Origin of the sequence: Streptomyces sp. NPDC006643 (assembly GCF_042870175.1) — a bacterium.
Classification (GTDB): Bacteria; Actinomycetota; Actinomycetes; order Streptomycetales; family Streptomycetaceae; genus Streptomyces.
In genome coordinates, this window is sequence record NZ_JBIAHA010000034.1 from 41,452 (window position 1) to 54,227 (window position 12,776).

At 70.0% G+C, this 12,776-nt stretch carries 8 protein-coding genes; 6 read left to right on the forward strand and 2 right to left on the reverse strand.

Annotated features, from left to right (window positions below; all coding sequences use genetic code 11):
* Positions 1-63 precede the first annotated feature (63 nt).
* The 3 genes from ACFYNU_RS34850 to ACFYNU_RS34860 all read left to right on the forward strand — a co-directional run bounded on the left by ACFYNU_RS34850 (position 64) and on the right by ACFYNU_RS34860 (position 4,619).
* Positions 64-687, forward strand: coding sequence for a helix-turn-helix domain-containing protein (locus ACFYNU_RS34850; protein ID WP_356596525.1), 624 nt, complete (start codon positions 64-66; stop codon positions 685-687).
* A gap of 479 nt (positions 688-1,166) precedes the next feature.
* Positions 1,167-3,035, forward strand: coding sequence for a hypothetical protein (locus ACFYNU_RS34855; RefSeq protein WP_356596527.1), 1,869 nt, complete (start codon positions 1,167-1,169; stop codon positions 3,033-3,035).
* Positions 3,036-3,566: 531 nt separating this feature from the next.
* Positions 3,567-4,619, forward strand: coding sequence for an RICIN domain-containing protein (locus tag ACFYNU_RS34860; RefSeq protein WP_356596529.1), 1,053 nt, complete (start codon positions 3,567-3,569; stop codon positions 4,617-4,619).
* Between the two features lie 512 nt (positions 4,620-5,131).
* Here the strand turns inward: ACFYNU_RS34860 and ACFYNU_RS34865 are convergent.
* Complete coding sequence (locus tag ACFYNU_RS34865; RefSeq protein WP_356596531.1) at positions 5,132-5,959, reverse strand: endo alpha-1,4 polygalactosaminidase; 828 nt, start codon at positions 5,957-5,959, stop codon at positions 5,132-5,134.
* Positions 5,960-6,388: 429 nt separating this feature from the next.
* Complete coding sequence (locus ACFYNU_RS34870) at positions 6,389-7,795, reverse strand: polysaccharide pyruvyl transferase family protein (protein WP_388768382.1); 1,407 nt, start codon at positions 7,793-7,795, stop codon at positions 6,389-6,391.
* A gap of 702 nt (positions 7,796-8,497) precedes the next feature.
* Here ACFYNU_RS34870 and ACFYNU_RS34875 point away from each other — a divergent pair.
* The 3 genes from ACFYNU_RS34875 (at position 8,498) to ACFYNU_RS34885 (ending at position 12,768) form a co-directional block, all read left to right on the forward strand.
* On the forward strand, positions 8,498-10,438 hold the full coding sequence (locus ACFYNU_RS34875; protein ID WP_356596612.1) for a BTAD domain-containing putative transcriptional regulator: 1,941 nt from the start codon (positions 8,498-8,500) through the stop codon (positions 10,436-10,438).
* A gap of 235 nt (positions 10,439-10,673) precedes the next feature.
* Entirely contained in the window at positions 10,674-11,330 is a 657-nt protein-coding gene (locus ACFYNU_RS34880) for a helix-turn-helix domain-containing protein (RefSeq protein ID WP_356596614.1), read from the forward strand.
* A 109-nt stretch (positions 11,331-11,439) separates the two neighbouring features.
* Positions 11,440-12,768, forward strand: coding sequence for an aspartate aminotransferase family protein (locus ACFYNU_RS34885; RefSeq protein WP_356596616.1), 1,329 nt, complete (start codon positions 11,440-11,442; stop codon positions 12,766-12,768).
* Positions 12,769-12,776 lie beyond the last annotated feature (8 nt).

The window sequence follows — 12,776 nt, forward strand, 5'->3', positions numbered from 1 at the left end:
AGGTTCGGAGTGAGGAGCGATGGAATGGTCGGTGAGGCGGCGGCCAAACGTGGCGGGGGCGGGATGAGTGAGCTTCGGCGGCACCGTATCCGTCTGGAGATCTCACGCGAGGCATCCCGTCTGTTCTGGGATCAAGGCGTGGACGCGACCAGCGGTGACCAGATCGCCGAGGCCGTCGGTCTGTCGACCCGCACGATCTGGCGCCACTTCCGCAGCAAGGAGAGCTGCGCCGAGCCCATCGTGATGGAGGGGGTCGAGCTGGAGATGTCCATGCTCCGCAGCTGGTCTCCGGAGCTCTCGCTGGAGGACCATTTCCTCGCCGAATCGAAGAAGATCGGCCGGGAGGCCGATCCCGTGATGATGGCCGACAATGTGCTCGCGATGAAGATGATCCGGCTGGCCGACAGCGAGCCCGCCATCCGTACGGCCTGGCTGATGGCCTGCGACCAGGTGGAACGGGAGATGGTGGAGATCATCGCGCGACGGCTCCGGCTTCCGGCCCAGGACATCGAGGTACGCCTGCATGCCGCGGCGGCCTCCGCCACACTGCGGGTCATCAGCGAGGACGTGGGGGCGAGACTCCTGGAAGGCGCTGATCCCCGCCAGTTCGCGGACACGTCCGCCCGTATCGCACACGCGGTCCGCAGGGCCACCGGCGGAGCGGTAGGAGACCCGGTCGCGGTCTGAGCCGACCGCCCTGTTCGCCGACACAGCCGACAGCCGACAGCCGACAGCCGACGCAGCCGACACACTTGACACACCGTCTGTCGGCGCCGCCGCCGACTTCTTCTCGCCGGCGGCCACTCGCTGCCGGCGCTGCGCCCGGTCGTCCTGGTTCGCGCGACCTTCGACGTCGACCATCCGCTTTCTCGGCGCGCGTGAACCAGCCGCAGAGACCACCTTGCCGCACTCGGACCGCGGCATCCCAGGACGCAATCTCACGACAAGGTTTCGCTTCTGCGGACTGGTTAACTGGGACGTTGTACATGAGCGGAACATCCACTGCTTCTGGAGTGCCAGCCGGTGAGTGAGTACGACAACATGCCCACTTCCAGGGTTGCTTGTGCGCCTCGGCTCCCACAGCGCCCCACACCCGAGATGCCGATGTACGGCAACGTCGAGGCGAGGGACGCGGGTTCGTCCTCGGGGCGCGGAGAGTTTCAGAAGTGAGACGCTGGGGTGGCCTCATCCCGAGGCGGCGCGACGTCCGGGCCTCCGCCGGTCCGCGGCGTCAGCGCGCCGATGCGAGCGCGACGGCGCCCGGTGCGGCGGTCGGCAAAGAGACGGAAGCACTCCTGGTCGAGGACCACGACGGCCTCCTCCTGCTCCGGACCGCCTCGGACACCACGCTGACCGCATCCGACGTCGCCGATCTGTCACGCGGCATGCGTACGGGGGACGGCACCGTGACCGTGATCGTGGGCGCCGACGGGGTGGAGCCCGTCGACGTCTGGTCGAGGCTGAGTGAACTGCTCGACTCGCTGGACGAGTCGGGAACCGACACCGTACGCCTGGTCATGGCTGGTGCGGGGGACGATACGAAGGAGCGGCCCTCCGCCGCGCGACGCATCGCCGACGCCTGGTCCATGAGTGTGAGTGCCCCGGACGGAGCCCCCCTCTTCGTGCCCGGCGGTTCTCTCTTCGTCCCGCCTCCTCCCGGAAGAACGCCGTCGGCGGGCGGGTGGTGGCAGTTCGCCCCGGGAGCGGCCCCACGGGCGCTGGGCCCTCGCAGCCCGGAGCCCTCCTGGCAGTCCGCGCTGCCCGGTGTGCCGACGGCTGTGACCGGTGGGAGCGTGGTGGAACAGATTCCGGCTGGGCTGCTGATCCGCCCGGCCGAGGCTCCCAGGACCGAGCCGGGTGACCTCTACCACGCCGTGCCGGTGGATCCGCGACGGCTGGCCGTCGTGATCGGCGTACCCAGCGGTGAGGACGTCTCGGTCGAGGAGGTGACCGAGGTGCTGACGGCCCTGCCGGCGAAAATCAGGTCCGGCGTGCGGCTCCTGCCCGGTGGGCGACGCGATGTGCTGCCCACCGCGCAGTCGGTGGCCGACCGGCTGCGCATCGGCGTCGAAGTCATGACCGGGCTGCCGCTCATCGCGGCAGCCGGCGTGGCGGGGGCCTACTCGATACGGTCCGTGGTCACCGCTCCTGACGGTACGCCGCAGTGGATGCCTTTCGTGGACGCGGTTCTGTGCCGGCCACCGGACGAGGGCGGCCGGGCCCAACCGCCCCGGCTGCTTCGCTGGGCGCCTCCGCTGCCCGGGCCCGCACGGGCGGAGCAAGGTGTGATCGGCCTCAGCGATCGCTGGCAGGTCACCGTGACCAGGGCGGGACTGTGGGTCGGTTCGCGCGGCGGGCCCCAACTGTCCCCCACGGCAAGGCGGGTTGAGGCCGGCGGGCCGGTGATCGAACTGGGCACACAGGGCGAAGCCATGGACAGTTCGCTCTGGCCCGCGCTCGCCAACCTGCTCAGCGCTCTGGCGCCGGGGCTGCGGACGCGCGCGACGCTTCTCGTGCACGGAGTGCCGATGGACGGGGGAGGCGAACTGCGCCGCCTGGCCTCCCAGCACGGTGTGCGCACCCTGCGGTACGACAGACCCGCCCGGCCTGCGGTCGGCGCCGGGCGGAACGCCGGGGCGCGACCCGCTCAGGTGTCCGCCCCGGGTCGGCCGACGCCGACGCCGAAGCCGGCCCCGGGCGTACAGGCGAAGACCGCGCGGCCGGACGGGCTGTCGGCCCGGCCGGTACCACCGTCGACGGTGGTTGCACCTTCTCCGGAACCTGTCGAGTCACCGGAATCGGGACCCCCTCGACCCGCACGGCCGGGACCGGACGGGGCGCCTTCGGTGTTCGACTGGTCGGACGACGCGGTCCCCTTGGGGTCACTGGAACGTGCCAGACGACTGAGGCCGACTCGCGAACAGGCCCACGGCACCTCGGCGCAGGCGAACGGCCCGGCACCGGCGGAGCAGGAGCCCGCCGAGCGGCCGGATGAGGAACACACAACTCGCACAGCTCCCAGCCAGTCTCGATGAGGCCGGGTGCTGCCGTGCGGGCCCCGTACCGCTGAAAGCGCCGTCGGTGGACGTGTCGTGGGTGCCGGGCCGTGACCCGAAACCGAATCAAGACAGAGGAGAAGGAACTACGTGGAACGTGAAAGCGATCCCCCCAACCGCATACCCACGCAGTCGGCGACGTCCTCCGGCGCGCGTACGTCTGCGAGCGTGGGGCAACCCGGCGGTACGCCGGTATCGGTCCGCCGGGCCGTGCCGATGCGAGGGACCGCCGGCGATCCTGGTGACGCTCTGACGCCGGGCTCCAGGAGGGCAACACCCGTACCACCAGCCGCTGAAGAGGAGGTCTCGGTACCGCAGGGCCGGGCCGACGGCGAAGCGGAAGGGACATCCCCGGAAGGCGTGTCGGCGGAGGGCGCGTCCACGGAGGGCGCGTCCACGGAAGGAGCGGGCGTCACAGCGTCGGCTGCCGCACCGGCGGGTGCCGGCGACGCGCCCGAGGGCGACTCCGGGTCGGCCGGAAGCGCTCCCTCCGGGGCTCCCACGGCGCTGTTGCCCACGCCCACTCCCACGCCCGCGGCCGAGCCCGACCCCGAGCCCGTCCCCGCACCGGCCGCGACGCCGACGCCGACGGTCGTCAATGCTCCCAGCCCCGCGACGACCGCCGGAGCGACCCACAACAACCGTGGTCCCGTGGTGCGCTCGGGCTCCGACGACACACCCCCCGGCGCCCGTTCCAGGAAACACATGCTGGTGGCGGCGTCGATCGCCGGGGTCCTCCTCATCGCGGTTCCGCTCCTCGCGGCGGGAGAGGACGAGCGCGAACCGGACCGGGCCGGCAGTGTGGCCGGTGCGTCGCCGGACACCGAGACTTCCGCCCGCCCCGACACGGACGGCAGCAAGTCACCGACCGCGCCCGCCAAGCCGGACACGAAGGAGGAGAAGGCGCCGAAGTCGGTGTCGATGCCGGGGAATCCGCCCGCTGGTACGTCGCCGAGCACGTTGCCGAGCAAGCGCGAGGTCGTGGCCGAGGGCGGCACCGAGGCCAAGGACAAGCCGGCGACAACGCCCAAGGCGGCCAAGAAGAAGACCGAAGCACCCACGCCCCGCGATCTGGCCAACGCCCTGTCCGGACGGGTGAACATACTGCTGAAAAGCGCCGAGACGGGCAAGTGCGCCGACCTTCCCTACTTCGGGAAGGGAAAGGTCAACGGGCCTGTCAGGCAGTACGACTGCCGCCCCACCACCAAGGACAACCAGCTGTGGGACCTCAGGGTCGTCGACAGCGACGGCGGGCCCGGTGGGGCGAGTCTCTTCATCATCAAGAACCGGCAGGACGGACTCTGCGTCGACCTGCCGAACTTCGGTGCCCCTGCCCACGGGACGAAGCTCGCGCAGTACCACTGCAACAGCACGGGCGCGGACAACCAGCGCTGGTGGCTGGATCCGCATCCGGGCGGCTTCTGGATCCGCAATGCCACCAACAACCGGTGCATGGCCGTCGACGGCGGCCGAGCCGCTGGGAACGACGCCAGACTCAAGGTGACGGACTGCAACGACACGGCGCAGAGCGCGCAGCGCTGGACGATTGCCTCGGCCGGCTAGGAGCTGAGGTCGGGGACGGAGTGAGGGCCGGACACCGATGCGGTGTCCGGCCCGCCGTACGCGTACCCCGACCGATCGAGAGCGCGCGACTCGGACGCTCCTCAGGAGGGACGCCGTGGACGCCGGGGGGAGGAGGAGCCAGGGCGGGCCGGTGCTCACCGGCGCCGGTCATGCCGTGGCCTGAAGCCCAAGTGCCTGGGTCCAGGCCACGGCCGCCTTCTCCCGTCGAACGTGGGAGGAGGAGGACACCACTGCGACCGCTCCCATAACGGGGGAGTAGGGAGCGGAAGGGCTGTGCGCACCCGCGGTGTCAGTGGTAACTACGGTGTGCGCCACTGAAGGGTTCAACATGGGGTGCGTGTTTCTGCGAGGACAGTCCGGCTCTGCCGCATCCGCGCCCCCGGGGTGGAATTCCACTGCCGGTTGAACGCGCCGGGGCCGCCGTGCGAGACGCACCTCGCACGACGGCCCCGGCACGACGGCCCCACACGACGGCCCCGTTCGGTGAGAACTCAGCAGGTCTCGCGAACGTAACCGCTGCTGCCCTTCGGCAACACGTCCATGTCGCGCTGCACGATGCTCAGTGTGTCGGCGAAGTCCGCGCAGGCGGTGCTGAGACCCTCGTCGGTGTACTCGATGACGATCACGTTGTTCCCGAACTCGGCCGTGTAGTCACCGCACTCCTCCCACTCCCCGCACTCCTCCGCGACCGCGAAGTCCAGCCCGTTCGCCACACGGTTGCCGGCGAGCTCGACCGTGTTCTTCTGGCCGATGGCCAGCCCTCCGGCGTGCGCACGAGCCGAGAGCAGCTTGATGTACGCCTGGGCATCGGCGGCGTCCAGCAGGTTCTTGGACCGGGAGAAACTGTCGAAGTTGTCCGGCTCGATGGCCTGGAATCCCTTGTCCCCGCACTGGTCGATCCAGCTGCCGACCTTCTCGGCGATGCGCTCGCGCTTGTCGGCGGTGCGGGTGTCGAGGATGGCCTCCTTCCATTCGCCGTCGTAGACGATGTTCCCGCTCGCATCACGCAGCAGCAGATCGTCGTCCCACTCGTCCTCGGCGCCGCGCTGCGCCTGGAACGCGTTGACGTAGCAGATGTTGTAGAGGCCGGCGGCAGGGGATGCCTCGTGGTCCCGGCTGACCACCTGCACACCGGTGGGCGGGGTGTAGGCGCCACCGATCTGGTAGTCGAAGCCCGCATGGGCGGGGGGCGGCGTCGGCGCCGCCCCCTCGGCCTGTGCGCCTCCCGGGGCGAACCCGGAGACGAGGCCGAGCACGGCGGCCGTACAGAGGCCGACGAGCGCCGACTTCTTGTAGACAGATGACTTGGTGTGGTGCATTGCTGGAAGCTCCGGCGATGTGGTGGGTAGGTCCCCGCCTCGGATGCGCTCAGCGGTCCTGGCGACTGAGTCCGGATTTACGGTACGAGACCGGTTACCGGCTGGGCGTACCTCTGCGGCCGATCATCTGGGACCGGCGTCACGAGAGTTAAACGATGTCCCTGATCTTCTGTCAAGGCCGCGACATCTTGCGGGGACGCACCCGCGAGCAGCGAGGAAACGGGGCGCGGCGGGTGGGGCGGACCGCCACGGACTCGACCGCAGATGGGGCACGCGACTCGCGACCGGCGCGTGTCGACGTCCACACTCCCGGAGGCAGGGGATGGACAAGCCTTCGACAATCAGAGAGCCCCGGCGGTGCCTCGCTACGCTCGCGCCGACCGCTGCCCGACTCAACGGCCGGCCAAGTGAAACGCCCTTCGCAGCGGCTCAGTTGCCCGGTCGTAGTCGGCGTCGTATCTGGCGCCGGACGGCCGGTCCGATGCGTACCGGCAGGCTCCGCTCCAGGCTGGACAGCCGCCGTTCCATGAGGTTGAGCTGTTTCTGGAGTTCGTTGTTCTTCTTGGTGAGGTTGTCGATGCGGCGGTCGGCGACGGTGTGGCGTTCGTGGAGCCGGCTGAAGCGGTAGTGCAGGGAGCCGTCGTCGCCGCCGTTCCAGACGCCGAGTGAGGGGGGCAGGTCGAGGGCGTCGAGTCTCAGGTTGTAGGCGGCGCCGCCGTCGCCGTGGGTGAAGGTGTTCTCCAGGCCGTTGCGGTCGAGGAAGCCTACGAAGCGGTCGAAGCGCTCCTTGTGGCCGTTCAGCATCTCGCTGTAGTCGGCCTGTTCGTACAGTTTCTGGGGGTGGATGTCGGCGGGGGTGGTGCTGAGCATGCGGTGGGGGATGCCGAAGTAGCGGCAGAGTTCGAGGGTGCGGGAGTCGTGGACGAGGACGACGCTGGGGGTGCCGGCGAGGAGGGGGGCGATGTTGCCGTGGATGCGGGTGCCGTAGACGAAGTCGTACGTCGCCAGTTCGTCCATCCAGGTTTTGGGGTCGAGGGGGACGCGTACGCGGTTCTGGGCGAACAGCGGGTGGGTCAGCTCCCGGGGGAAGCGGGTCCTGGGGCCGGTGACGGCGGAGGTGTCGCCCCAGAAGAGGACTTCGGCGTCGGCGATGTTCTGGGCGTAGTAGCGCAGGTGGGGGAAGCGTTCCAGGGCGTGGCGGGCCAGGGCTTCCATGTCGCCGACGGCGATGGCGCCGGGTGACATGTTGATCGCGATCCGGGAGTGGGTGTCGATGGTGCCGGGGTCGCGGGGGGTGGGGAAGGTGTCGCCGTGCAGGAACATCGAGGGGCAGCCGATGATCTCGACGTGCCGCTTGAAGCCGAGGCGTTCGAGGTAGGAGGCGGTCAGTTCGCCGCGTACGCCGATGGAGGCGGATCTTTCCAGGACGGCTCTGACGAAGCGTTTGACCGAGGCCTCGATGGGGGCGAGGCGGGTGGTGTCGTAGTCGTCGGGCACCTGGGCGCCCACGCCGGCCACGACGACGGGGATGGTGAGCTGCTCGATGAGGGCGGAGAGTTTGTTGAGGTTGGGTTTGAACGAGGGGCGGAAGGCGTTGGCGAGGGGGATGACGAAGACGTCGTAGTCCCGGTTGATCTCCCGTGCCCGCTCGGGGGTCGCGACGGTGCCGATGCCGTTCGAGGTGACCTCGGTCCGGTCGGTGAGCAGGATCTTGTGGGCCGCGTCGCTGAACAGCAGGTTGCCCGAGTTGGTGCCGATCAGGTCCTTCTGGAGGAACTCCTGTTGGCTGGCAACGTGGAACGGGCTCTTCCCCGAGCGTATGAGTATGCGCTTCATCAACCTCTTCCCTCGTCTGCTCGGACACCATCCGGGGCGTTCGCGCATGACGGCGGACAGGTTGGTGTCCAAGTCCTGTGCGTGTGGAACGTACCCACCCTCCGGTACCTGCCGGGGCCGGGGCAATGATGGAACAACACATGACAGACCACAGTGTTTATGGACCACCACCACGAGAAAGTGACCTGACGGGCCGCCCTCGGCGACGCCCGGTCGCCCCCTCAAGGCGCCCGCGCCATCGCGCCATCGCACCGTTGCGCCGCGTGCGTCACGCGTGTGGCGCGTGTGGCGTACTTCACGATGCGATACCCGGGAAGAGCGCCGCCGTCCGGCGAGTCACCGAGGCCGTCTCTGAGCTGCGGTGATGTGCGCGCGTTCGCGGCAAGTCGTGGTGCTCCGGCCGCTGTTCACGTGGTGGTCGTCGTGGCGCTCCACAATTGCGCGCACCCGTCACCCCGCACAAGGTTGGACGCGACAAGTAGTCACCGGTCCTCGCTCGACAGCGAGCCTGTGGACATGGAGAACGTTTGTTCAGCGCCGCTCCGGCGCCCGGCGGCCGACGCATCCCGTGTCCGGGCACTGTGCACGTGATCAGAGCTGCCACGCCGGTGGCGGACCCGGCCACCGAGGGCCGCGGCATCGGTACGACCCGAACAAGCCGCGCTCTCTCCGCGGGGACATCCCCGGAAAGCGGCGAATGAGATGAACTCTGCGGTCGACCAGACATCGTGGTACCGCTCGCTGGGGCCGATCCAGGTGCAGCGCGGGGAGACCACGCTCGACCTCGGGCCGCGACAACGCAGGCTCCTGCTCACCCACCTCCTGGTCGTGGAAGGCAGACCCGTTCCCGTCGGCGAGCTGTGCCAGTCTCTCTGGCCCCACGGGCGCGTCCCCGCCGGGGCGCTGTCTTCCATACGCGCTCATGTCAGCCGCCTGCGATCGGTCCTGGATCCGCGGCGGCAGGGAGCCTCCACCGTGCTCGTCGCCGGGACGTCGGCCTACTCCTTGCACGTGCCTCGCGAGGCACGGGACAGCACCGCTTTCGAGGACTTGCTGAACAGCGCCCGGGGTGCGGTGAAACACGGCCGCCTGACGCTCGCCGGGCGGAGACTGGACGAGGCGCTCGCCCTGTGGCGCGGGGACGCGTTCCAGGAGGCGGCCGGGCACGGCTTCGCGACGCGTGCGAGAGCCAGGCTGCACGGGATGCTCCAGGAGACCAGGGAGTTGCGGACCACGGTTCTGCTCAAGCAGGGAGACGTGGAGCGGGCGGTGGAGATGGCCGAGAGCCTCGCCGCCGGCGCACCGATGCGTGAGGGGTCCTGGGAGTTGCTGATGCGTGCCCTGTACGAGGGAGGCCGGCCGGCCGAGGCGCTGCGGCAGTACGAGCGCTTCCGGAGGATGCTGGCCGATGAGGTAGGCCTCGACCCGAGCCCGGCCTTGAGCCGTCTGCACGTCGCGATCCTGCGTCACGACAGCGAGTTCCTCGACGGCTTCCGTGCCTCCCCCGCCGACACCTCCCCGGCCGACCTGGTCCCCGCCACCACGCCTCTGGTGGGGCGGGCCGAGGAGACCGCCGAACTCGCGGCCGTCCTGGCGACCGCCGCCACGGGCCGTACCACGTGGGCGGTGATCTCCGGCGAACCGGGCTCCGGCAAGACCCGGCTGCTGGACGAGGCGGCGGTCCGGGCGGGTGCCTCGGGTTTCACCGTGGCCCGCGTCGACGGTGGCCAGGCGCCCGGACCGAACGGCGAAGGCCCACGGTCCTCCCCGGCCGCGCGGCTCCTCGAAGCTCTGCGCCAGGGCCGCCCTCCCGAGAGCGCCGCGGGGGGAGGCTCCGGGACAATGCTCGAAACGCTCGTCCGGGCTCTCTCCCGCAGGCCCGTCCTGTGCGTCATCGACGACCTCGACTCGGCGCCGCCCGAATTCCACTCGCTGCTGACGCAACTTGTCGATGCGGTCCCGGAGGGCCACATCGCCGTACTGCTCGCTGTGCGAACCGCCGACGACCCCCTGTCCGACGGACTGCTGACCGCTCTGGCACGACGGGGAGCGACCTGGCTTCCGCTGGAGCCGCTGACCGCCCGGGAGGTGTCCGAGGTCCTCGCGCTGCGCGGCGAGACCACCACGCAGGAGGACGCGACGCTGTTGTGGTGGCGCAGCGGGGGAAACCCCTTCACCCTGGGCGAGTTGCTCAAACTCCCGCCCGACCGGCGCACCGGACCACTGGCCAGGGTGCCCACAGCCGTGCGCGGCAGGGTCCTCTCCAGGCTCGCCGAACTGCCCGATCCGGTACGGGCGTTGCTCACGTACGCCGCCGTGGACGGTGAGTGGCTTGACATCGGGGTGCTCGCGGAGATCCAGGACGAACCGCTGAACGAACTCCTGCCCCTGGTCGACACGGCGGTCGCCGCGCGGCTGCTGACGTGGGAGGAGACGGGACCCGACGAGACCGCCGTGAGCGGCTATCGCTTTCCCGAACTGCCCCGCGAAGTTGTCCTCGGCACGCTTCCCCCGTCTTCCAGGCAGTTCCTGCACGCCACTCTCGCGCGCCATCTGACCGCCCGAGACGGCGTGGACCCGGCTCGCCTCGCCCGGCACGTGCGCGCGGCGGGCGCTGTCGCCGCAGCCGCGGAATCCTCCTGAAATCACGCCCCTGCGGCCCGCACTCGCGCCGAGCGGCCCGTGTCGTACGGACATCGCCGCGATGTCCAGCGCAGCCCTCGCCCCATTCGCCGGTGACGTCTCGACGCGCGCTACGCGCCCGGCCGTGGCCGTGGTGCTCGACGGCCTTCGGTGTAGCCGTTGTCGACGTTTCGGCATTAAGTGACATAGTGTCGTGTGATGACGTCTAGGGGGTGGAGGGGAGTGCTGGAGTGTCATGGCGGTGAAGCGTGGCGGGGGCGGGCCGGGCGAGGAGCGGCGGGCGCGCTTGCGGCTGGAGATCTCACGGGAGGCGTCGCGGCTGTTCTGGGAGCAGGGGGTGGGGGCGACGAGTGGTGACCAGATCGCGCGGGCGGTGGGTGTGTCGACGCGGACGGTGTGGCGGTATTTCCGCAGCAAGGAGAGCTGCGCGGAGCCGATCGTGATGCATCGGGTCGTGGAATTGTTCCGGGTGCTGGGCCGGTGGCCGCGTGAGTGTTCTCTGGAGGAGCATCTGGCGTCGGAGCTGGACGGTCCTGATCGCTGGATGGCGCCGGTCGATCTCGCCGACGAGATGCTCGCGGTGAGGATGATCCGGCTGGCCGAGAGCGAACCGGCGCTCCGCACGGCCTGGCTGATGGCCTGCGACCAGACCGAGCACGAGCTGCGTCTGATCATCGGCGACCGGCTGGGCCGCCCGCCCCAGGACGCGGAGGTACGGCGGCACGCCGCGGTGAGCGCCGCGGTCGTACGGGTGCTGGGCGAACAGACCGGCGCCGCCGTCCTCGCCGGCAACGACGCCGGGGAAGTCCACGACGTCACGTGCTCCTCCCGGCGCCTGGCCCACGCCATCCGCACCGCGACCGGCGGACTCATCGGCGACCCGATCACCTGAACCACCCACCAGGGGTTCACCACGCGGCAGTTGTCGTGCGGCTCGGCCGAACAGGAAAGCCACCATGGGGAGATGGACGTGAACCTCGGCGCGATCTACCGTCGAAGGCATGGCTGCCTCGATCACCACCTCGCCGTCCGACGAAGGTTTCTGGTCCGATGCCGAGAGTCATCTCGTCCGCTACGGGGTCGAGTTCACCCCCGTCATCATCGAACGGGCCGCAGGAAGCTTCCTGTTCACGGAGGACGGCCGGAGGATACTCGACTTCACCTCCGGCCAGATGAGCGCGATACTCGGCCATTCGCACCCCGAGATCGTGGCCACCGTCCAGCGGCAGGTGGCCACCCTGGACCACCTCTACAGCGGGATGCTCAGCCGCCCGGTGGTCGACCTCGCCCGGCGGCTCGCCGAGACACTGCCGGCGCCGCTGGACAAGGCGCTGCTGCTGACCACCGGTGCCGAGTCGAACGAGGCCGCGATCCGGATGGCCAAACTCGTCACCGGCAGGCACGAGATCGTCTCGTTCGCGCGGTCCTGGCACGGCATGACCCAGGCGGCGGCGTCCGCGACCTACAGCGCCGGACGCAAGGGCTACGGCCCGGCCGCGCCCGGCAACTTCGCCATCCCCGTGCCCAGCACGTACCGGCCCGACATCACCACGGCCGACGGATCGCTCGACTGGCGACGCCAGTTGGACCTCGCGTTCGACCTGATCGACGCACAGTCGACCGGCAGCCTGGCGGCATGCCTGGTCGAGCCGATCCTCAGCTCGGGCGGAGTCGTCGAGCCGCCGGCCGGGTATTTCGCGGCCCTGCGGGACAAGTGCCGCGAGCGCGGCATGCTGCTGATCCTCGACGAGGCGCAGACCGGTCTGTGCCGTACCGGTACGTGGTACGCCTTCGAACGTGACGGCGTCGTCCCCGACATCCTCACGCTGTCCAAGACACTCGGCGCCGGTCTCCCTCTCGCGGCCGTGATCACCAGCGCCGAGATCGAGCGGGAGGCATACGAGCGCGGGTTCCTGTTCTTCACCACGCACGTCGCCGACCCGCTCGTGGCCGCGGTGGGCAACACCGTCCTCGATGTCCTGATCGGCGACAAGCTCGACGAGCGCGCCAGGTCGCTCGGGGAGTTCCTCCGGCGCGGCCTGACGGACATCGCCGACCGTCACGCGGTGGTCGGCGACGTCCGGGGCCGCGGTCTGCTGGCAGGACTCGAACTCGTGGTGGACGGCGGGACGAGGCGGAGCTCGGACGAGCTGGGCGCGCGGGTCACCCACCGCTGCCTCGAACTGGGCCTGCACATGAACATCGTCCAACTGCCCGGCATGGGCGGAGTCTTCCGGATCGCACCGCCGCTGACCGCCACCGAGGACGAGCTCTCGCTGGGCCTGGAGATCCTGGACCAGGCGATCGGCGAAGCCGCCGCCGCCCTCTGACTCCGCTC

Coding starts and splice junctions, on each gene's coding strand:
- ACFYNU_RS34850 (WP_356596525.1), top strand. CDS start 64: ATGAGTGAGCTTCGGCGGCACCGTATCCGTCTGGAGATCTCACGCGAG.
- ACFYNU_RS34865 (WP_356596531.1), bottom strand. CDS start 5,959: ATGCACCACACCAAGTCATCTGTCTACAAGAAGTCGGCGCTCGTCGGC.
- ACFYNU_RS34870 (WP_388768382.1), bottom strand. CDS start 7,795: ATGAAGCGCATACTCATACGCTCGGGGAAGAGCCCGTTCCACGTTGCC.
- ACFYNU_RS34875 (WP_356596612.1), top strand. CDS start 8,498: ATGAACTCTGCGGTCGACCAGACATCGTGGTACCGCTCGCTGGGGCCG.
- ACFYNU_RS34885 (WP_356596616.1), top strand. CDS start 11,440: ATGGCTGCCTCGATCACCACCTCGCCGTCCGACGAAGGTTTCTGGTCC.
- ACFYNU_RS34880 (WP_356596614.1), top strand. CDS start 10,674: ATGGCGGTGAAGCGTGGCGGGGGCGGGCCGGGCGAGGAGCGGCGGGCG.